The organism is Xenophilus azovorans DSM 13620 (assembly GCF_000745855.1).
In the GTDB taxonomy this organism is placed as follows: domain Bacteria; phylum Pseudomonadota; class Gammaproteobacteria; order Burkholderiales; family Burkholderiaceae_C; genus Xenophilus; species Xenophilus azovorans.
Window position 1 is genome coordinate 74,856 of sequence record NZ_KN050768.1, and the last position, 20,676, is coordinate 95,531.

The 20,676-nt window shown below is 71.3% G+C and carries 20 protein-coding genes; 16 read left to right on the forward strand and 4 right to left on the reverse strand.

What is annotated here, in order from left to right; all coding sequences use genetic code 11:
- Positions 1–102 precede the first annotated feature (102 nt).
- From Q392_RS30310 to Q392_RS30350, 9 genes are read left to right on the forward strand one after another with little or no spacing between them, the layout of a single operon-like run.
- Entirely contained in the window at positions 103–2,442 is a 2,340-nt protein-coding gene (locus tag Q392_RS30310; protein WP_038218262.1) for a bifunctional salicylyl-CoA 5-hydroxylase/oxidoreductase, read from the forward strand.
- 3 nt (positions 2,443–2,445) lie between these two features.
- The gene (locus Q392_RS30315; protein ID WP_038218264.1) at positions 2,446–3,243 is read left to right on the forward strand and encodes an SDR family NAD(P)-dependent oxidoreductase; all 798 of its coding nucleotides are present in this window, start codon (positions 2,446–2,448) and stop codon (positions 3,241–3,243) included.
- Between the two features lie 16 nt (positions 3,244–3,259).
- A complete protein-coding gene (locus tag Q392_RS30320) occupies positions 3,260–3,838 on the forward strand; it encodes a MarR family winged helix-turn-helix transcriptional regulator (RefSeq protein ID WP_051954113.1) in 579 nt (192 codons plus the stop codon).
- Positions 3,835–4,689 carry an enoyl-CoA hydratase family protein gene (locus tag Q392_RS30325; protein ID WP_038218266.1) on the forward strand — a complete coding sequence of 285 codons (855 nt, stop codon included), beginning with the start codon at positions 3,835–3,837 and terminating at the stop codon, positions 4,687–4,689. The genes Q392_RS30320 and Q392_RS30325 overlap by 4 nt, the downstream gene beginning before the upstream one ends.
- A gap of 1 nt (position 4,690) precedes the next feature.
- Positions 4,691–5,857 (forward strand): acyl-CoA dehydrogenase family protein, encoded by a 1,167-nt coding sequence (locus Q392_RS30330; RefSeq protein ID WP_038218268.1) that lies wholly within the window; start codon positions 4,691–4,693, stop codon positions 5,855–5,857.
- Between the two features lie 34 nt (positions 5,858–5,891).
- A complete protein-coding gene (locus Q392_RS30335; RefSeq protein WP_038218270.1) occupies positions 5,892–7,523 on the forward strand; it encodes an AMP-binding protein in 1,632 nt (543 codons plus the stop codon).
- Entirely contained in the window at positions 7,520–7,945 is a 426-nt protein-coding gene (locus Q392_RS30340) for an acyl-CoA thioesterase (RefSeq protein WP_038218272.1), read from the forward strand. The genes Q392_RS30335 and Q392_RS30340 overlap by 4 nt, the downstream gene beginning before the upstream one ends.
- Before the next feature lie 38 nt (positions 7,946–7,983).
- Positions 7,984–8,376, forward strand: a complete 393-nt coding sequence (locus tag Q392_RS30345; protein ID WP_038218274.1) for a RidA family protein — start codon at positions 7,984–7,986, stop codon at positions 8,374–8,376.
- 21 nt (positions 8,377–8,397) lie between these two features.
- Positions 8,398–9,273: an alpha/beta hydrolase gene (locus Q392_RS30350; RefSeq protein WP_038218276.1), complete on the forward strand. Its 876-nt coding sequence runs from the start codon at positions 8,398–8,400 to the stop codon at positions 9,271–9,273.
- Positions 9,274–9,386: 113 nt separating this feature from the next.
- On the opposite strand, the gene Q392_RS30355 is transcribed toward Q392_RS30350, so the two are convergent.
- Positions 9,387–10,298, reverse strand: a complete 912-nt coding sequence (locus Q392_RS30355; RefSeq protein WP_038218394.1) for a LysR family transcriptional regulator — start codon at positions 10,296–10,298, stop codon at positions 9,387–9,389.
- Positions 10,299–10,410: 112 nt separating this feature from the next.
- On the opposite strand from Q392_RS30355, the gene Q392_RS30360 reads away from it, so the two are divergent.
- From Q392_RS30360 to Q392_RS30375, 4 genes are all read left to right on the forward strand, one after another.
- Positions 10,411–12,564 (forward strand): thiamine pyrophosphate-dependent enzyme, encoded by a 2,154-nt coding sequence (locus Q392_RS30360; RefSeq protein WP_038218279.1) that lies wholly within the window; start codon positions 10,411–10,413, stop codon positions 12,562–12,564.
- Positions 12,565–12,575: 11 nt separating this feature from the next.
- Positions 12,576–14,177, forward strand: coding sequence for an indolepyruvate oxidoreductase subunit beta family protein (locus Q392_RS30365; RefSeq protein WP_038218280.1), 1,602 nt, complete (start codon positions 12,576–12,578; stop codon positions 14,175–14,177).
- Between the two features lie 198 nt (positions 14,178–14,375).
- Positions 14,376–15,374 (forward strand): Bug family tripartite tricarboxylate transporter substrate binding protein, encoded by a 999-nt coding sequence (locus Q392_RS30370; RefSeq protein ID WP_038218282.1) that lies wholly within the window; start codon positions 14,376–14,378, stop codon positions 15,372–15,374.
- 236 nt (positions 15,375–15,610) lie between these two features.
- Positions 15,611–16,036, forward strand: a complete 426-nt coding sequence (locus Q392_RS30375) for an acyl-CoA thioesterase (protein WP_038218284.1) — start codon at positions 15,611–15,613, stop codon at positions 16,034–16,036.
- Here Q392_RS30375 and Q392_RS30380 read toward each other — a convergent pair.
- From Q392_RS30380 to Q392_RS30390, 3 genes are all read right to left on the reverse strand, one after another.
- Positions 16,022–16,498 (reverse strand): low molecular weight protein-tyrosine-phosphatase, encoded by a 477-nt coding sequence (locus tag Q392_RS30380; RefSeq protein ID WP_038218286.1) that lies wholly within the window; start codon positions 16,496–16,498, stop codon positions 16,022–16,024. The two genes, Q392_RS30375 and Q392_RS30380, sit on opposite strands and share 15 nt — an antisense overlap.
- 4 nt (positions 16,499–16,502) lie before the next feature.
- Complete coding sequence (locus tag Q392_RS30385; RefSeq protein ID WP_038218288.1) at positions 16,503–17,171, reverse strand: TetR/AcrR family transcriptional regulator; 669 nt, start codon at positions 17,169–17,171, stop codon at positions 16,503–16,505.
- Between the two features lie 91 nt (positions 17,172–17,262).
- Positions 17,263–18,180: a LysR family transcriptional regulator gene (locus Q392_RS30390; RefSeq protein ID WP_051954114.1), complete on the reverse strand. Its 918-nt coding sequence runs from the start codon at positions 18,178–18,180 to the stop codon at positions 17,263–17,265.
- A 116-nt stretch (positions 18,181–18,296) separates the two neighbouring features.
- Here Q392_RS30390 and Q392_RS30395 point away from each other — a divergent pair, with 116 nt between their 5' ends.
- The 3 genes from Q392_RS30395 to Q392_RS30405 are packed head-to-tail and all read left to right on the forward strand — an operon-like array spanning position 18,297 to position 20,670.
- Positions 18,297–19,217 carry a fumarylacetoacetate hydrolase family protein gene (locus Q392_RS30395; RefSeq protein WP_051954115.1) on the forward strand — a complete coding sequence of 307 codons (921 nt, stop codon included), beginning with the start codon at positions 18,297–18,299 and terminating at the stop codon, positions 19,215–19,217.
- 46 nt (positions 19,218–19,263) lie between these two features.
- Positions 19,264–20,232: a Bug family tripartite tricarboxylate transporter substrate binding protein gene (locus Q392_RS30400; RefSeq protein ID WP_038218294.1), complete on the forward strand. Its 969-nt coding sequence runs from the start codon at positions 19,264–19,266 to the stop codon at positions 20,230–20,232.
- 39 nt (positions 20,233–20,271) lie between these two features.
- Positions 20,272–20,670 (forward strand): RidA family protein, encoded by a 399-nt coding sequence (locus Q392_RS30405; RefSeq protein ID WP_084217500.1) that lies wholly within the window; start codon positions 20,272–20,274, stop codon positions 20,668–20,670.
- The last annotated feature ends 6 nt before the right edge of the window (positions 20,671–20,676 follow it).

A 20,676-nucleotide genomic window follows, 5' to 3' on the forward strand; every position in this document is an offset into this window, starting at 1 on the left:
GGGCCACGCCCCGTTCGCCAGTCCTCTCGCAATTTAGTTGACATCTAAACAATCTATCCCTAAAGTTCACCCATGGCCGCTGTCGGCCGGGAGACAAGACCCATGAAGATCGTGTGCATTGGCGGAGGCCCCGCGGGCCTGTACTTCGCGCTGTTGATGAAGCAGATGAACCCGGCGCACGACGTGACCGTGGTGGAGCGCAACAAGCCCTACGACACCTTCGGCTGGGGCGTGGTGTTCTCCGACGCCACCATGGACAACATGCGCGCCTGGGACCGCGCCACCGCCGACGAGATCGAGCAGGCCTTCAACCACTGGGACGACATCGAGCTGCTGTTCAAGGGCCGGCGCATCCGCTCGGGCGGCCACGGCTTCGTCGGCATCGGCCGCAAGAAGCTGCTGAACATCCTGCAGGCGCGCTGCGAGGCCCTGGACGTGAAGCTGGTGTTCGAGACCGAGGTGGACTCCGACACCGACTACCCCGACGCCGACCTGATCATCGCCAGCGACGGCGTCAACTCGCGCATCCGCGGCAAGTACGCCGACGTGTTCAGGCCCGACATCGTCACCCGCCCCAACCGTTTCATCTGGCTGGGCACCGAGAAGCTCTACGACGCCTTCACCTTCGACTTCCAGCGCACCGAGCACGGCTGGTTCCAGGCGCACATCTACAAGTTCGACGACAAGACCTCGACCTTCATCGTCGAGACCACCGAAGAGACCTGGAAGGCCCACGGGCTGGACAAGGCCGGCCAGGAGGATTCCATCGCCTTCTGCGAGAAGGTCTTCGCCGACGACCTGAAGGGCGCGAAGCTGATGACCAACGCGCGCCACCTGCGCGGCTCGGCCTGGATCAACTTCCAGCGCGTGGTGTGCGAACAGTGGTCGCTGAAGAACGCGCACGGCAGCCATGTGGTGCTGATGGGCGACGCGGTGCACACCGCCCACTTCGCCATCGGCTCGGGCACCAAGCTGGCGATCGAGGACGCGATCGAGCTGGCGCGCCAGTTCAAGAAGATGGGCGACACGCGCGAGCACATCCCCGAGGTGCTGGCCGCCTACCAGGAGGCGCGCCGCGTCGAGACGCTGCGCATCCAGAACGCGGCGTGGAACGCGATGGAATGGTTCGAGGTGTGCGGCAAGCGCTACTGCGACCAGCTCGAGCCCGAGCAGTTCATGTACTCGATGCTCACCCGCAGCCAGCGCATCAGCCACGAGAACCTGCGCCTGCGCGACCGCGGCTGGCTGGAGGGCTACGAGCGCTGGTTCGCCGAACGCGATGGCGTGCAGGTGGCCGACGGCCTGGCCCCGCCGCCGCCCATGTTCACCCCCTGGACGGTGCGCGGCGTCACGCTCAAGAACCGCATCGTCGTCTCGCCGATGGCGCAGTACTCCGCCGTGGACGGCGTGGCCGGCGACTACCACCTGGTGCACCTGGGCGCCCGCGCCATGGGCGGCGCCGGCCTGGTGTTCGCCGAGATGACCTGCGTGAGCCCCGAGGGCCGCATCACCCCCGGCTGCCCCGGCCTGTACCGGCCCGATCACACCGTGGCCTTCAAGCGCATCGCCGACTGGATCCACGCCAACACCGACGCCAGGTTCGGCATCCAGATCGGCCACGCCGGCGCCAAGGCCTCCACCCGCCTGGCCTGGGACGGCATCGACCAGCCGCTGGAATCGGGCAACTGGCCGATCGTCTCCGCCTCGCCGCAGCAGTACCTGGAGGGCGTGAGCCAGGTCTCGCGCGAGATGACGCGCGCCGACATGGACGAGGTCAAGGCGCAGTTCGTCGCCTCCACCCGCGCCGCGGCCGAGGCCGGCGCCGACTGGCTGGAACTGCACTGCGCGCACGGCTACCTGCTGTCCAGCTTCATCTCGCCGCTGACCAACCAGCGCACCGACGACTACGGCGGCTCGCTCGCCAACCGCCTGCGCTACCCGCTGGAGGTGTTCGAGGCGGTGCGCGCCGCCTGGCCCAAGGACAAGCCGATGTCGGTGCGTATCTCCGCCCACGACTGGGTCGAAGGCGGCATCACGCCGGAGGACGCGGTCGAGATCGCGAAGGCCTTCAAGGCCGCCGGCGCCGACATGATCGACTGCTCCTCGGGCCAGGTGAGCAAGAAGGAGAAGCCGGTGTACGGGCGCATGTTCCAGACGCCCTTCGCCGACCGCATCCGCCAGGAGGCCGGCATCCCGACCATCGCCGTGGGCGCCATCAGCGAGGCCGACCACGCCAACAGCATCCTGGCCGCCGGCCGCGCCGACCTGTGCGCCGTGGCGCGCCCGCACCTGGCCAACCCGGCCTGGACGCTGACCGAGGCCGCCAAGATCGGCTACACGCCCGTGGCCTGGCCGAAGCAGTACCGCTCCGGCAAGCCGCAGATGGAAGCCAACTTCGCGCGCGAGAAGGCGCTCGCTGCCGGCACGCCCGCCAAGGCCTGACTCATGGCCGCCGCATCGATTGCTCAGGGAGAAAAGGCAGCGCCCGCCGGTCACCACGCGCTGGTGACCGGCGGTGGACGCGGCATCGGGGCCGCCATCGCGCGCCGGCTGGCGGCCGACGGCCTGCGCGTGACCGTGCTGGGCCGCCGGCTGGACGTGGTGCAGGCGCTGGCCGACGAGGCGCCCGACCGCCTGCATGCCGTGGCGGCCGACGTCGCCGATGCCGGACAGGTGGCCGCGGCCCTGGCCCGGGCGCGCGAGCGCTTCGGCCCGGTGGCCGTGCTGGTCAACAACGCCGGCCAGGCCGAGAGCGCGCCCTTCACGAAGATGGACGCGCAGCTCTGGCAGCGCATGCTCGACGTGAACCTCACCGGCACCATGGTGTGCATGCAGGCGGCGCTGCCCGACATGCTGGCGGCCGGCTGGGGCCGCATCGTCAACGTCGCCAGCACGGCCGGGCAGGTGGGCTACGCCTACGTCTCGGCCTACTGCGCGGCCAAGCATGGCGTGATCGGCCTGACGCGCTCGGTGGCGCTGGAACTGGCCGCCAAGGGCATCACCGTCAACGCCGTGTGCCCCGGCTACACCGAGACCGACATCGTGCGCGAGAGCATCGAGCGCGTCGTCGTCAAGACGGGGCGCAGCGCCGAGGAGGCGCGCGCCGAGTTCGTCAAGTCCAATCCGCAGGGCCGCCTGGTGCAGCCGCAGCAGGTGGCCGACGCCGTCGCCTGGCTGTGCTCCGAGGGCGCCGGCGCCGTGACCGGCCAGTCGGTGTCGGTCAGCGGCGGCGAAGTCATGTGAAGAGGAGAAACCGGACATGGCCACACAGAACCACAAGCACTTCCGCCTGGTGCAGTCGCTGGGCGACGAGCACATCGGCCTGGAGGCGCGCGCCCAGGCCGACGACCACCTGGACACCAAGATCTGGCTGCGCCTCCTGGCCTGCAGCACGCAGATCGAGCAGCAGATCCGCCAGCTGCTGCGCGCCCGCTTCGGCACCACCCTGCCCCGCTTCGACTACCTGGCGCAGCTCGACCGGCATCCCGACGGCCTGCGCATGAACGTGCTGTCACGCTACCTGATGGTCACCGGCGGCAACGTCACCGGCCTGACCGACCAGCTCGTCAAGGAGGGCCTGGTGCAGCGCGTGGACGACCCGGAGGACCGCCGCTCCTGGCGCGTCAGCCTGACGGACAAGGGCCGCGCGGAGTTCGCCCTGATGGCGGCCGAGCACGAGAAGTGGCTGACCGAGATGTTCACCGGCCTGGCGCCCGGCAGCAAGGAGGCGCTGTACGAGCACCTGGGCCGCCTGCGCGTGCACCTGGTGCAGCGCCAGGTCGAGATCGAGGCCGCCGCCCAAGAAACCCACATGACGCAACGGAGACAAGGCAAATGACCGACGACCGCATCGACCCCGCCCTGCTGGCCGGCAACCGCCGCCCGATGGCCGGCTACCGGGCCACGCACTTCCTGTGGGAAGTGAAGGACGGCGTCGCGACCATCACCCTGAACCGCCCCGAGCGCAAGAACCCGCTGACCTTCGACAGCTACGCCGAGCTGCGCGACCTGTTCCACCAGCTCAAGTGGGCCGAGGACGTGAAGGCCGTGGTGGTGGTGGGCGCCGGCGGCAACTTCTGCTCCGGCGGCGACGTGCACGAGATCATCGGCCCGCTGGTGCGGCTCAAGGCGCCCGAGCTGCTGATGTTCACCCGCATGACCGGCGAGCTGGTCAAGACCATGCGCGCCTGCCCGCAGCCCATCGTGGCGGCGGTGGACGGCGTGTGCGCCGGCGCCGGCGCCATCGTGGCGATGGCGTCGGACCTGCGCCTGGGCACGGCGCGTAGCAAGACGGCCTTCCTCTTCAACCGCGTCGGCCTGGCCGGCTGCGACATGGGCGCCTGCGCCATGCTGCCGCGCATCGTCGGCCAGGGGCGCGCCAGCGAGCTGCTCTACACCGGCCGCAGCCTGGGTGGCGAGGAAGGCGAGCGCTGGGGCTTCTTCAACCGCCTCGCCGCGCCGGAGGAACTGCTGGCCGAGGCGCAGGCCCTGGCCGCGCAGCTGGTGCAAGGCCCGAGTTTCGCCAATGGCATCACCAAGACCATGCTGCACCAGGAATGGGCGATGACCATCGAGCAGGCCATCGAGGCCGAGGCGCAGGCCCAGGCGATCTGCATGCTGACGCAGGACTTCACGCGGGCCTACGAGGCGTTCGTCGCCAAGCAGAAGCCCAGGTTCGAGGGCAACTGAGATGGCCGATACCAGCTACCTCGACTGGCCCTTCTTCGAGCCGCGCCACCGCGAGCTGGCGCAGGCGCTGGACGCCTGGGCCAGCGAACACATCCCGCAGGACCACGGCCACGACGTCGACGCCGAATGCCGCGCGCTGGTGAAGTCGCTCGGCGCCGGCGGCTGGCTGCGCCACGCCATCGCCGGCACGGCCGAAGGCGGCGCCGGCGACACCATCGACACCCGCGCCATCTGCCTGATCCGCGAGACGCTGGCCCGCCACTCCGGCCTGGCCGACTTCGCCTTCGCCATGCAGGGCCTGGGCTCGGGCGCGATCTCGCTGCACGGCACGCCCGAGCAACGCCGCACCTACCTGACGCGCGTGGCCGCCGGCGAGGCGATCAGCGCCTTCGCCCTGTCGGAGCCCGACGCCGGCTCCGACGTCGCCGCGATGGCCTGCGCGGCACGGGCCGACGGCGACCACTACGTGCTCGACGGCGAGAAGACCTGGATCTCCAACGGCGGCATCGCCGACTTCTACGTCGTCTTCGCCCGCACCGGCGAGGCGCCCGGCGCGCGCGGCATCAGCGCCTTCGTCGTCGAGGCCGGCACGCCCGGCTTCGAGATCGCCGAACGCATCGACGTGATCGCGCCGCACCCGCTGGCGCGGCTGCGCTTCGCCGGCTGCCGCATCCCGGCCGCGCAGCGCGTCGGCGCCGCCGGCGAAGGCTTCAAGGTGGCGATGCGCACGCTGGACGTGTTCCGCACCTCGGTCGCCGCCGCCGCGCTGGGCTTCGCACGCCGCGCACTCGACGAGGCGCTGCGGCGCGCCACCACCCGCCGCATGTTCAAGGGCGTGCTGGCCGACTTCCAGCTCACGCAGGCCAAGCTGGCGCAGATGGCCACCGCCATCGACAGCGCGGCCCTGCTGACCTACCGGGCCGCCTGGCAGCGCGACCAGGGCCAAACCGTCACCCGCGAGGCGGCGATGGCCAAGATGACCGCCACCGAGAACGCGCAGCAGGTCATCGACGCGGCGGTGCAGATGTTCGGCGGCCTGGGCGTGGTGAGCGAGCAGCCGGTCGAACGCCTGTACCGCGAGATCCGCGCCCTGCGCATCTACGAGGGCGCCACCGAGGTGCAGCAGCTCATCATCGCCCGCGAGCTGCTGCGCGACGCGGCCGCCTGAGCCGCCGCAGCCAGGGAACGAGGAGACGAAAGAGATGACGACCACCAGCGCCCACATCGACACCTTCGCCCGCGACCACCTGCCGCCGCCGGAGCAGCAGCCGCAGTTCATCTTCGATCTGCCGGCGCTGCAGTTTCCCGAGCGCCTGAACTGCGCCACCGAACTGCTGGACCGCCACGTCGCGGAAGGCCGCGGCGACCGCGTCTGCATCCGCGCGCCGGGAGGCCTCACCTGGACCTATGCCGACCTGCGCGAGAAGGCCAACCGCATCGCCAACGTGCTGGTGCACGACATGGGCTTGGTGCCCGGCAACCGCGTGCTGCTGCGCGCACCCAACAACCCGATGCTGGCCGCCTGCTGGTTCGCGGTGATGAAGACCGGCGGCATCGCCGTGGCGACCATGCCGTTGCTGCGCGCCAAGGAGCTGAAGGCGATCATCGAGATCGGCCAGGTCACGCACGCGCTGTGCGACGCCGCGCTGGCCGACGAGATGCACCATGCCGCGATGGAGTCGCCGCAGCTGCGGCAGCTGCGCCACTTCGACTACGAGGGGCCCGACAGCCTGGAGGCCGCGATGGAGCGCGCCTCGCCGTACTTCGACAACGTGGACACCGCCGCCGACGACACCTGCATCCTCGGCTTCACCTCGGGCACCACCGGCGTGCCCAAGGCGACCATGCACTTCCACCGCGACGTGATGGCGATCTGCCACTGCTGGCCGCCGCACATGCTCAAGGCCACCGCCGACGACGTGTTCATCGGCAGCCCGCCGCTGGCCTTCACGTTCGGGCTGGGCGGGCTGCTGCTGTTCCCGATGCACGTGGGCGCCTCGACGGTGCTGCTGGAAAAGGCCGGCCCGCCGCAGCTGCTGGACGGCATCAAGGAATTCCACGCCACGGTGCTGTTCACCGCGCCCACCTCCTACCGCACGCTGGCCGCACGCGGCGTGGAGCTGCGCCGCACGCCGCTGCGCAAGTGCGTGTCGGCCGGCGAGGCGCTGCCCGCCTCCACCCGCCAGCTCTGGAAGGAGGCCACCGGCATCGAGCTGATCGACGGCATCGGCGCCACCGAGATGCTGCACATCTTCATCTCGCACGACGAAGGCAACGCCCGCCCCGGCGCCACCGGCAAGCCGGTGCCCGGCTACCGCGCGCGGGTGATCGACGACGAGGGCCGCGAGGTGCCGCCCGGCACGGTGGGCAAGCTGGCGGTGCAGGGGCCCACCGGCTGCCGCTACCTGGCCGACGAGCGGCAGAAGAGCTACGTGAAGAACGGCTGGAACGTGACCGGCGACGCCTACGTCATGGATACCGACGGCTACTTCTTCTACCAGGCGCGCACCGACGACATGATCATCTCGGCCGGCTACAACATCGCCGCGCCCGAGGTGGAAGAGGCGCTGATGCAGCACCCCGCCGTGGCCGAGTGCGCCGTGGTCGGCGTGCCCGACGCCGAGCGCGGCCAGATCGTCAAGGCCTTCGTCGTGCTGCGGCCGGGCCAGGCGAGCGACGCGGCGATGGTCAAGACGCTGCAGGACTTCGTGAAGGCCACCGTGGCGCCCTACAAGTACCCGCGTGCCGTCGAGTTCATCGACAAGCTGCCCCGCACCCAGACGGGCAAGCTGCAGCGCTTCCGCCTGACGCAGCCGGCGGAGGGCGCGGCGTGACGCAGGCCGCGCCCGCGCGCTTCGAGCGCGAGCGGCTGATCCGCTTCTCGCACTGCGACCCGGCGGGCATCGTGTTCTTCCCCCAGTACCTGGTGATGTTCAACCAGCTGGTGGAGGACTGGTTCAACGAGGCGCTGGGCGTGCCGTACGCGGGCATGGTGGCCGGGCGCCGCATCGGCCTGCCGATCGTGCGGCTGGAGTGCGACTTCCGCGCCATCAGCCGGCTGGGCGACCGCGTGACGCTGGGCCTGGCGGTCGAGCGCGCCGGCGGGCGCTCGCTCACGCTGGCGCTGGAATGCCGCGCCGGCGACGAGCTGCGCGTGGCCTCGCGCCAGGTGCTGGTCTTCACCAGCCTGGAGACGCACCGCGCCATCGACATCCCGCCGGACGTGCGCGCCGGCCTCGCGGCCTTCACGGGCTGAGACACTTCATCATCCGATTACCGACCAGGAGACACCTCATGCAAGTCCTTCTTCCCCCCGGCTGGCCGCGACCCAAGGGCTATGCCAACGGCGTGGCGGCACGCGGCCGCATGGTGTTCGTGGCCGGCATGATCGGCTGGGACGCGCAGGGCGAGTTCCACAGCGACGACCTGGGCGACCAGGTGCGCCAGGCGCTGCTGAACGTCGCCGAGGTGCTCAAGGAGGGCGGCGCCCGGCCCGAGCACATCGTGCGCATGACCTGGTACGTGACCGACAAGCGCGAGTACGTGGCCGCCTACCCGGCCATCGGCAAGCACTTCCGCGAGATCATCGGCAGCTTCAACGCGGCGATGACGGCGGTGCAGGTGGCGGCGCTGGTGGAGGACCGCGCCAAGGTCGAGATCGAGGTCACGGCCGTCATCCCGGACTGAGAGCCTGGGAGCCTTTCGTCCATGGCCGCCGCCCTGCCCCACGGCTTCGCCAGCCAGCAAGAGATCGACGAGGCCTACGACCCGACGTACCGCGCCGTCGACCCGGCGGGCGCGAACCGGCACCTGGCCGAGCGCAGCGAGGAGGCGATGCGCACGCTGCGGCACCGGGCCGGCGTGCCCTACGGCCCCACGCCGGCCGAAACGCTCGACATCTTCCCTGCCGACCGGCCCGGCGCGCCGGTCTTCCTCTTCATCCACGGCGGCTACTGGCGCGCCCGCGCGGCGCGCGACTTCGCCTGCGTGGCCCTCGGCCCGCAGGCGCGCGGCTTCACCACCGTGCTGGTCGACTACGCGCTGTGCCCCACGGTGACGCTGGACGAGATCGTGCGCCAGGTGCGCGCCGCGGCCGCGTGGGTGGTCCGCCACATCGCGGAGCACGGCGGCGACCCGCGGCGCATCGTCGTCGGCGGCCATTCCGCCGGCGGCCAACTGGGCGCGATGCTGCTGTGCACGCCCTGGCGCGAACAGTACGGCCTGCCCGACGACCCCTTCGCCGGCGCACTGCTGGTCAGCGGCCTGTACGACATCGCGCCGCTGCGCTACAGCTACCTGCAGCCGGCGATCCAGCTCGACGAGGGGATCGTCCAGCGGAACTCGCCGGTACACCACGTGCGGCCCTGCGCCACGCCCGTGCGCCTGAGCTGGGGCGCCTTGGAGCAGCCGGCCTTCGCGCAGCAGTCGCAGGCTTTCCACACGGCATGGCAGGCGGCGGGCAACCGCAGCGAGCTGGCGCCGCAGGATGGCGCCGACCATTTCTCCGCCATCCACGGCTTCGAGGACGCGGACAGCCCGCTGTGCGAGGCGATGCAGCGGATGGCGGATGGCACGGCCGCCTGAGTCCCGTTCCGTTGGATCAATCCCCCACCGTTCGGGCTGAGCCTGTCGAAGCCGGGTGGCGGCGCTTCGACAGGCTCAGCGTGAACGGATGGTGATGGCTTGAACGCCCCGCGTCAGACCTCGCCGAACAACTCCACGATCGTCTGCCGCAGCCAGCGGTTCGCCGCATCGTCCTCGAAGCGCCGGCTCCAGTGCAGCGAGACGCCGAAGTCGCGCAGCGGGAAGTCGGGCTGCACGATGGCGAAGCCGGCCCCCTCGCCGAAGTTGCGCGCGATGTTGCGCGGCATGACCACCGCCAGGTCCGTCTCGCGCACGATGGCGGGCAGCACCATGAAGTGCTCCGTGACCAGCCGCACGCGGTCCTCCAGCCGCATGAGCTGCAGGATGCGCAGCGTGTCGGCGTGCGTGCGAACCGCCACGTAGTCCAGCGCGTGCAGCGCATCCAGCAGCGCCCTGCCGCGCGGCGGCCGGCGCGCGAAGGGATGGCCGGCGCGCAGCAGGACGATGTAGCGGTCGTTCAGCAGCAGCTGGCGGCGCGTGTCCTTCACCTTGGGCAGGAAGCCGAAGGCGAAGTCGATGCGGCCCTCGTCCAGCGCGGCGGCGATCTCCGGCGAGCGCAGCGGCAGCGTCTCCAGCCGCACGCCGGGCGCCGTCTCGCGCAAGCGCTGCATCAGCGGCGGCAGGAAGCGGCCCTCGCCGATGTCGCTCATGTGGATGCGGAAGGTCTTGCGCGAGGTGGCGGGGTCGAAGCGCTCGGGCTCGGCCAGCGCCTCGCCCAGCGTGGCGAGCGCGGACTGCACGGCCGCGGCCAACCGCTCGGCGCGCGGCGTCGGCGCCACGCCGCCCGGCGCGCGGGTGAACAGCGCGTCGCCCAGCGCCAGGCGCAGGCGCGTCAGGCCGTGGCTGGCGGCCGGCTGGGTGATGCCCAGCGCCTCGGCCGCGCGGCCGACGCTGCGGCGGCGGTAGACCGCATCGAACAGGCGCAGCAGGTTCAGGTCGAGGTTTTCCATATGCATGCCGTGCATGTCGGATAGCAGCTTCATTGTATTGAGCGCACGATCTTCCGCGCGCACACTGCGGTCCGCCGCGTCGTGACGCGGCCCCACGATCGACAGCGAAGCACACGGAGACGAAGGCTTGGAAGTTTCCTTCAGCAAGGAGGTGCGCGCCCTGCGCCTGGGCGCGGGCGACACCTTTCACGGCGAGGGCATCCTCGCCATCACCAAGGGCCTGCTGCAGGCCGGCGTGGCCTACGTCGGCGGCTACCAGGGCGCGCCGGTGTCGCACCTGCTGGACGTGATGGTCCAGGCCAAGGACTACATGGACGAGCTGGGCGTGCACGTCGAGGCCTGCTCCAACGAGGCCTCGGCGGCTGCGATGCTAGGCGCCTCGATCCACTATCCGCTGCGCGGCGCCGTGACGTGGAAGTCCATCGTCGGCACCAACGTGGCGGCGGACGCCCTCTCCAACCTCGCGTCGCCCGGCGTGCGCGGCGGCGTGCTGGTGGTGGTGGGCGAGGACTACGGCGAAGGCGCCAGCGTGATCCAGGAGCGCACGCACGCCTACGCGCTCAAGTCCAGCCTGTGCCTGCTCGACCCGCGCCCCGACCTGCCGGTGATGGTGCGCATGGTGGAGGAAGGCTTCAACCTCTCCGAAGCCTCGAACATGCCCTGCGTGATGGAGCTGCGCATCCGCACCTGCCACGTGCGCGGCAGCTTCGAATGCAGCGACAACCGGGCGCCGGCCGTCTCGACGCGCGCGCTGATGGACGAGCCGGCCCGCTTCGACTACGACCGCCTGGCGCACCCGCCCGTGACCTTCGGCCACGAGAAGCGCAAGACCGGCGAGCGCATTCCCGCGGCGCAGCGCTACATCGCCGAGCACGGGCTGAACGAGCTGATGCCCGGCCGGCACGACGACCTGGGCATCGTGGTCCAGGGCGGCCTCTACAACGCGCTCATTCGCGCCCTGCAGCAGCACGGCCTGGCCGACGCCTTCGGCGCGAGCGAGATCCCGATCCTGGTGCTGAACGTCACCTACCCCCTGGTGCCCGACCAGATCGCGGACTTCGCGGCGGGCAAGCGCGCGCTGCTGGTGGTGGAGGAAGGCCAGCCCGAGTACATCGAACAGGACATCGCCACGCTGCTGCGCCGGCGCGACCTGAACACCGCCCTGCACGGAAAGGACCTGCTGCAGATGGCCGGCGAGTACAGCACCGAGGTGCTGGCCCGCGGCATCGGCGCCTTCGCAGGGCGCTACCTGCCGGCGGCCGCGACCGAAGGGGTGGCGCAGTGGCTGGCCGCCAACGACGAACGCCGCGGCGCGGTGGCGGCGATGCTGGCGCAGCCCCTGCCGCCGCGCCCGCCGAGCTTCTGCGTCGGCTGCCCGGAGCGCCCGGTGTTCTCCGCGCTCAAGCTGGCGCAGCAGGAGGTCGGCCCGGTCCACGTCGCGGCCGACATCGGCTGCCACGCCTTCGGCACCTTCGAGCCCTTCGGCATGGGCCATTCGATCCTGGGCTACGGCATGAGCCTGGCCAGCCGCGCCGGCGTCTCGCCCATGATGCAGCGGCGGGTGCTGTCGATCATGGGCGACGGCGGCTTCTGGCACAACGGGCTGCTCACCGGCGTGCAGAGCGCCCTGTTCAACGGCGACGACGCGGTGCTGCTGATCTTCAAGAACGGCTACACCAGCGCCACCGGCACGCAGGACATCATCTCCACGCCCGACGAGGAGGTGAAGGCGCGCGCGGAGGACAAGCAGCAGAGCCTCGCGCACAAGAACCAGACCATCGAATCCACGCTCGAGGGCCTGGGCGTGCAGTGGCTGCGCGTCGTCCACACCTACGAGGTGGAGACCATGCGCGCCACGCTCACCGAGGCCTTCACCAGTGACTTCGACGGCCTGAAGGTCATCGTCGCCGAGGGCGAATGCCAGTTGGAGCGCCAGCGCCGCATCAAGCCCTGGATCGCCAGCCTGCTGAAGAAGGGCGAGCGCGTGGTACGCGTGAAGTACGGCGTGGACGAGGACGTGTGCAACGGCGACCACGCGTGCATCCGCCTGTCGGGCTGCCCCACGCTCACGCTCAAGGACAACCCCGACCCGCTGAAGGTGGACCCGGTCGCCACGGTGATCGACGGCTGCGTCGGCTGCGGCCTGTGCGGCGCCAACGCGCACGCTGCCACGCTGTGCCCCAGCTTCTACCGCGCCGAGGTGGTGAGCAACCCGAAGTGGCACGAGCGCCTGCTGTACGCCCTGCAAGGCGCCGTCGTGCGCGCCCTGCGGCCTGCCTGAGAAGCGTCCCGATGAACGAAGCGAAAGCCCCCCGCCCCATCACCCTGCTGCTGTGCGCCCTGGGCGGCGAAGGCGGCGGCGTACTCACCGAGTGGCTGATCGAGGCCGCCCGCCACGCCGGCTACGCGGCGCAGAGCACCTCCATCCCCGGCGTCGCGCAGCGCACCGGCGCGACCACCTACTACGTCGAGGTCTTCTCCGTGCCGCTGGCGCACCTGGGCGGCCGACGCCCGGTGTTCGGTCTCGCGCCCGCCGCCGGCACGCTGGACGCACTGGTCTCCTCCGAGCTGCTGGAGACGGTGCGGCAGATCGGCCACGGCATGGCGAGCGGCGAACGCACCTGCGTCATCACCTCCACCGGCCGCGCCCTCACCACGGCCGAGCGCATGGTGCCGGGCGACGGCCGCGCCGACGCCGCGCGGCTGCTGGAGGTGGTGCGCCGCTTCAGCCGCGAGCACCACCTGCTGGACATGGGCGCGCTGGCGCGCGCCGGCGGCACCGTCATCAGCAGCGTGATGCTCGGGGCCATCGCCGGCAGCGGCCTGCTGCCCTTCGGCCGCGACAGCTTCGAGGCCGCCATCCGCGGCCCCGCCGCGACGCCGGGCGCCGCCGCGGCCGCCAGCCTGCGCGGCTTCGCCGCCGCCTTCGAGGCCGTGCGCGCACCGCAGGCACAGGCGGCCTACGTGCGGCAGCTGCTGTCGCCGGCGGAGGCTGACCCGCCCGCGCTGGACGCCGCCCTGGCGCAGCGCTTCCCCCCCGCGGTGCACGAGCTGCTGCGCCTGGGCCACGGGCGGGTGCGCGACTACCAGGACGAGGCCTATGCCCGCCTGTACGCCGACCGCCTGGCACGCGTGCTGCAGGCCGAGCAGGCGGCCGACCCCGGCGCGCAGCAGGGGGGCCACGCCACCACCCGCGAGATGGCACGCTGGCTGGCCCTGTGGATGGCCTTCGACGACATCGTCCGCGTGGCCGCGCTGAAGGCGAGCGCCAGCCGCGCCGGGCGCGTGCGCGCCGAGGTGAAGGCCGGCGCCGACGACCTGCTGCGCGTGTACGACCACTTCAAGCCCGGCGTGCCCGAGTTCGCCGCGCTGCTGCCGCCGGCACTGGCGCGGCGCCTCACCGCCTGGGACCAGGCCCGCCAGCGCCGCGGCCGGCGGCCCTGGGCGCTGCCGCTGAAGGTGGGCAGCCATTCGGTGCTGGGCATGGCCGCGCTGCGCACGCTGGCATCGCTGAAGGGGCTGCGCCGGCGCGGCAGCCGCTTCGCGGAAGAGCAGGCGCTCATCGAGCAGTGGCTCGGCGCCGTCGAGGCCGGCGCGCGCGAGGACTGGACGCTGGGCCACGAGCTGGCGCTGTGCGGGCGCCTGATCAAGGGCTACGGCAGCACCAACGAGCGCGGCAAGGCCAACCTGCTGCACATCACCGAACACCTGGCGCGCCACCCCGGCCGCACGCCGCAGGAGCGGGCCGCCGCCGTCGCCGCCGCGCGCACCGCCGCCCTGGCCGACGAGGCCGGCGCCGCGCTGGACGCCGCGCTGCGCCAGCACGGCGCGCCGCCGCGGCCGGTGCGCGAGCAGCCGATCCGCTGGATGCGGCGCCCTGCCTCGACGACCTGAGAAGGTGTGAGCGAACCCGACATGCCCGCTCATCCCGCCAAAACGCACCCGCTCCGCGTTGCAAATGCTCGCCATAGCCCGAGCTATGGCTGCGCTTTGCGCCTTGATCGGGCACGTTCTGACGGCCTGCTCGGGCACGCCGGATTCATTCACACCTTCTGACCCGAGCTTCCAACGAGAAAGAAAGGAGACACACCGATGACCCCCTCCCTCCCCGCTTCGCGCCGCCGGCTGATCGCCCTGGCCGGCGCCGGCCTCGCGGCCGCCGCGCTGCTGATGCCCGCCGCCGCCTCGGCCGAGGCCTGGCCGGCCAAGCCGGTCAAGGTGATCGTCAACTTCCCGCCCGGCGGCGCGGCCGACCAGCTGGCGCGCCTGGTGGGCCAGCCGCTGTCGGAGGCGCTGGGCCAGCCGGTGGTGATCGAGAACCGCGGCGGCGCCAACGGCAACATCGGCGGCGAGGCCGTGGCGCGCTCGACGCCGGACGGCTACACGCTGCTGATGAGCAGCGGCGGCATGGTCTCGGTCAACCCGCACCTCTACCAGAAGATGTCCTTCGACCCGGCCAAGGACCTGGTTCCCGTCGCGGCGGCGGCGCGCGTGCTGGTCTACCTGGTGGTGCGGCCCGACCTGCCGCCGAAGAACGTGCAGGAGTTCACCGCCTACCTGAAGGCGCGGCCGGGCAAGCTCTCGTACGGCTCGCCGGGCGTGGGCAGCTCGCCGCACCTGGCCGGCGAGATGTTCAAGTCGCAGACCGGCACCTTCGCCACGCACGTGCCCTACCGCGGCGCGGCGCCCGCGCTGCAGGACCTGCTGGCCGGCCAGATCGACTTCTACTTCGACCCCGGCATCGCGCTGCAGCATGTCAAGGCCGGCAAGCTGCGCATGCTGGCGGTGGGCAGCCCGAAGCGCTCGCCGCTCTTCCCCGACGTGCCGACGCTGGACGAGGCGGGCTTCAAGGGCTTCGACGCCGACACGGTGTTCGGCTTCTACGCGCCGTCCGGCACGCCGCAGCCGGTGATCGCGAAGCTCAACGCGGAGATCAACAAGGTGCTGGCGATGCCTGCCGTGCAGGAGCGCATCGCGCAGCTCGGCGGCGAAGCGGCGCCGGGCACGCCCGAGGCCTTCCACGAGCGGGCGATGGCGGACTCGGTGCGTTTCGGTGCCATCATCAAGGAGCGCAACATCAGGGCGGACTGACTCCCCCAGTCTTCGCGGACTTCGTCCGCTTCGCCAACCCCCTCAAGGGGGCTGAGCCCGTACACAAAAGGTCCGGTGGACCTTTTGTGACTGGCGAAGGGCCGGGCCACTGGCCCGGCGCGGTCTGCAAGACCTCCGCCACGGCCCGGCAAAGCCGGTTCCGTGCGTGTTCCCGCATGGCCTGCTCCGCGGCCTTCGGATTTCTTCGCAGCGCGCGCTCCAGTTACCCTGCACTCATGCCCAAGACCGTCATCTACACCACCCGCGTCGAATTCGGCGACTGCGACCCGGCCGGCATCGTCTGGTTCCCCAACTTCTTCGGCTGGATCGACGCGGCCTCGCGGCACTTCTTCGCCGAATGCGGCGTGCCGCGCTGGGAGGAGACGTCGAAGACGCTGGGCGTGATCGGCACGCCGCTGGTGGACACGAAGGCGCGCTTCGTCAGCACCGCCAGCTATGGCGACACGCTGCACTTCGCCACCAGCGTGCGCGAGTGGCGCGACAAGAGCTTCGTGCAGGCCTACCGCGTCACGCGCGACGACGCGCAGGGCGAGACGCTGATCCTCGAATGCGAGGAGGTTCGCATCTTCGGCGGCAAGCGGCCCGACGGGCGGCTACGCGCGCTGCCGGTGCCGCCGGAGATCCGCTCACTGTGCGAATAGCCGCGCGATGAGGCCGTCCACGCCGCGGTCGATGAGATCGAAGGCGTGGACGAAGTCCCGCGCATCGCCGTACCAGGGATCGGGCACGTCCTGGCCTTCGTGGCCGGCGGCGAAGTCCAGCATCAGCACGATGCGCGAGCGGCAGCCCTCGGGCGCGATCCGGCGCAGCGCCGCGCAGTGGGCGCGCGTCATGCCGACAATCCAGTCGAAGCGCGTGAAGTCCTCGCGCCGCACCTGGCGCGCGCAGTGCGCATGCAGCGGCACGCCGCGGCGGCACAGTTCGGCGGCGGCGCGGTGGTCGAAGGGGTTGCCGCGCTCCTCGTCGGAGACGGCGGCGCTGTCCACGGCGACCTCGACGCCGGCCATGCGCGCCTTGTGGACGAGCAAGACGTGGGCCGTCGGGGAACGGCAAATATTTCCCGTGCAAATGAAGAGAACGGCTGGCTGGGATGCGTCGGACATGCGGCTACAGCCCCCGCTCCACCATCTCCAGCAGCCGCTGGCCCAGCGCCTCGATCTCGGCGCCGGCCAGGCCGCGCAGCGGGCCGGCGATGGTCAGCATCGCCAGGCCGTGCACGGTGGACCAGGCGAGGTACTCCGCCCCCGGCCGCCGCTCGGGCGGCATCACGCCGGCCTGCACCAGTTGGTCGAGCGCCGCGCCGAGCAACTGGAAAGGATTGAGGCCGCTGCCGCCGGCCTTGGCCGGGTCGGCGTCGCCTTCCACCGGCGCGAGGTCGGCGAAGGCGGTCCGGAACAGGCCCGTCTCCTCGCGCGCGAAGCGCAGGTAGCCGGCGCCGACGGCGCGCACCGCCGCGCGCGCGGCGGCCACCGCATCGCCCTTGCCTCTGCTTTTGGCCGGCGCATCTACCGCCAGCTCGGCCTCCATCGCCCGCGCCATGCGGGCCACCGCCTCGGCGCGCACCGCCTCCAGCAGCGCGCCGCGGCTGGCGAAGTGGCGATAGGCTGCGTTGGGCACCACGCCGGCGCGGCGCGTGGCCTCGCGCAGCACCACCGCGTCGGGACCACCGTGCCGCGCCAGCTCCACGCCGGCTTCCAGCAGCGCCCGGCGCAGGTCGCCATGGCGGTAGGTGGCGCGGGGCGGCGGCAGGGAGGCGTCGGCAGGAGGCGCTTTCACGGCAGGCGGGGATCAATGTGGACAGCGTCCATTGTGCCTGCCCACGCGCCGGTCCTGCACGTTTCGCTACAGGATCAGGAGCGCACGGCGGTCACGCCTTGCCCTCCCAGGCGTTGCGCCGCGACATGTCCGCCGCGAAGTCGCGGACCAGCCGGTAGATGGCGCGCGCCGCGGCCGAGGCCGGGTGCGCCTGGGTCGCCGCGATGACCAGCGACCGCGTCAGCACCGGCGCCACGATCGGGCTGGCCGACACGCGCCCTGCGCGGACCTCGTCGACCACCGCATAGAACGGCAGCACGGTGAACAGGTCGCCCTCCGCCACCAGGTCGCGCTGGATGGCGATGGAGTCCACCTCCATGGCCACGTGAAGCTGCAGCCGGTGGCGGCGCGCCGCGTCCTCGAGCATGACCCGCAGGCCGTTCGGATGCCCCGGCAGCACCAGCGGCAGGCGCGCCAGCGTGGACAGCCGCACGGACGACTGCCGCGCCACGGCGGCCTGGCGGGAGCCGATCAGCCACAGCCTGACGTCCGCGATCGCGTCGCCGCGGCGCCGGGCCCCGCCATAGCTGTTCACGATGCCCAGGTCGGCCTGCCCGCTCGCGACCCACTGCTGGATGTGGGCGTTGTAGCCCTCCATGACGCGCACCCGGATGCCCGGATGGAGTTGCAGCGCCTTGCGCAGCAGCGCGCTCCCGATCAGCCGCGCCAGCGACGACTGGATCGCGAGCGTGACCACGCCCGTCGGCTCCGCTGCCATGTCGCGGGTGGCGGTCAGCAGCGAATCGGCCTCCCCGAGCAGATGCCGTGCGCGCGGGAGCAGCGCCTGCCCGAGCTCCGTCAGCGTCAGCCCCCGGCCGGTGCGATGGAACAGCCTGCCGCCGACGTCGGTCTCGAGTGCGGCGATCTGCTTGCTGACCGTCGCGTGCACCAGGCCGTGGCGCACCGCAGCGCGGGACAGGCCGCCGGCGTCGGCGGCGTCCACGAACATGCGCAGATGCTTGAGGTCCATGGGGTGTGGATCGTGATGTTCCGAAATGGAACATCAGGATTATCGGCTCGTATGAATCATGGCAATGGCGCATCCATAGACTGCTGCCGTTTCATGAACCGAACGAAAGAAGAACGTTGAGAGTCGTCTCCTTCACGGACATCGCCTCGGGCCGGCCCGGCCTCGGGGTCCGCACGCCTGCCGGGCTGCTGAACCTGGAGCCGGCCGGCCGGATACTCGGGACGCCGGTCCCCTCTTCCCTGAAGGCCGCCCTGGCCGAAGGTGCGCTGCCGCTGGTGCGCGAATTGCATGCCGCCGCCAGCGCCAGTCCCGGCCGCTTCGCGGGCCACCTGCTGCAGGAAGGCCAGTTCCGCTACCTGCCCCTGGTGCCGGACGCCGACAAGTTCCTGTGCGTCGGGAAGAACTACGCCTCGCACCTGGAGGAGCTTCGCCGCAACGACCTCATCCGCGAGACCCCGCAGGAAGTCACCGGCTTCGTGAAACTCAACAGCGCGCTGGCCGGGCATGCCGAGGCGGTGCGCCGCCCCGAAGGCGTGACGACGCTGGACTACGAGCCCGAACTGGTGTTCGTCGTCGGCCGGCGCTGCACAGGCTTTGCCCGCGGCGACGACCCGCTGCCCTACCTGGCCGGCGTGACGGTGCTGAACGACCTCACGGACCGCGACACCCAGAAGCGCGAGGTGGCCTCGGGCACGCGCTTCTGGACGGCCAAGAACGCGCCGGGCTTCGGCCCGCTGGGGCCGGAGCTGGTGACCATGGACGAGATCGCGGATCCCTACGACCTGTGGATGACCTGCCACGTCAACGGCGAGCTGCGCATGCGGGTGAACACCGCGGACCAGATCTGGCGGATCGCCGACATCCTGCACCACTTCTCGCGGCTGCTGCCCATCGAGCCCGGCGACCTTTTCTCCACCGGAGCGCCCGGCGGCGTCGCCGTGGGCAAGCCGGAGGCCGAGTCTCTCTATCTCAAGCCCGGCGACGTGGTCGAGTGCGCCATCGAAGGGGTGACCACGCTGCGGACCCGCATCGTGTAGGCGCCCCGCCAATCCCTCCCTGCCTGTATCCCTGAAGGAAACGCCCATGACATCCAGAAGATCCCGCGCGATCGCCGCGCTGAAGCTCGTGGCGGCCTCGACGCTCGCCCTGGCCCTTTTCTCCGTCGCGGGAGCGCAGCAGGCGTTTCCGTCCAGGCCCGTGAACGTGGTGGTGCCCTTCCCGCCCGGCGGCGGCGCCGACGCGCTCATGCGGATCCTCCAGGCGCCGCTGAGCCAGGCATGGGGGCAGTCGGTCGTGATCGAGAACCGCCCCGGCGCGGCAGGGCTGCTCGGCGCCGACGTCGTGGCGCGGGCCGCCGCCGACGGCCACACGCTGCTGATGACGGCGACCGGCGGCGTGATCGCGAAGAACGCGGCGCAGTTCTCCCCCGTGGCGCTGGTCTCTGCCGCACCTTACGTCGTGGTCGTCAACCCCACACTGCCGGTCAACAGCGTCCGCGAACTGGTCGCCTACGCCCGGAAGAACCCGGGCAAGGTGACGTTCGGCTCATCCGGCGCCGGCGCCGCGTCCCATCTTGCGGGGGAACTGTTCCAGTCCGTCGCCGGCGTCGAGATGCTGCACGTGCCCTACAAGGGCACCGGCCAGGCGGTGGCCGACCTCATCGGCGGGCAGATCGACCTGATGTTCGCCCCTGCGCAGGCGGCCATGCCGAACGTGCGCGCCGGCAAGCTCAGGGCCATCGCGGTCACCAGCCTGAAGCGCTCCGCCTCCTTGCCGGACCTGCCCACGGTGGCGGAATCGGGCGTCGAGGGCTACGACGCGGTGGGATGGTTCGGCGCGTTCGCCCCGGCAGGCACGCCGCCCGCGACGGTGAACAGGATCGCCGGCGACGTCGACAAGGCGCTGGCGGACCCGGACATCAAGCAGAAGATCATGGCCCTCGGCACCGATGCCGCAGGCGGCACGTCGGAGGCCTTCGCCGCCTTCCTGAAAGCCGACAACGCCAAGTGGGAGCGCCTCATCAAGGAACGCGGCATCGTCGTTCCCAACTGAAGTCCCCACGCCTCGAAGACAACCAGCACAGGAGTCGCCTTGACCAAGATCACCCGGGGAGATCCCCCCGCCCTGCAGAACGTCCGCAAGTCCATCTACCACCACTACGTGCGGGTCGATCAGCCCGGCTCGCTGATCTTCCTGTCGGGCCAACTGGCCCGGGACGCCGACGGCAAGCTCGTCGGCGCCGGCGACATGGCCGAGCAGACGCGCCAGTGCATCCGGAACATGCAGACGGTGCTGGAGGAAGCCGGCGGCAGCCTGAGCGACATCGTGTCGATCGTCGTCTACACGACCGACATCCGCCAGTTCAAGGAGATCGTCGCCGCCCGCACGGAGTTCTTCGTCCGGGACCTTCCGACCAGCACCATCGTCGAGGTGAACCACCTGGCGGACCCTGGGCTGCTGATCGAGTTTCAGGCCACCGCCGTGCTGTAGCAACCG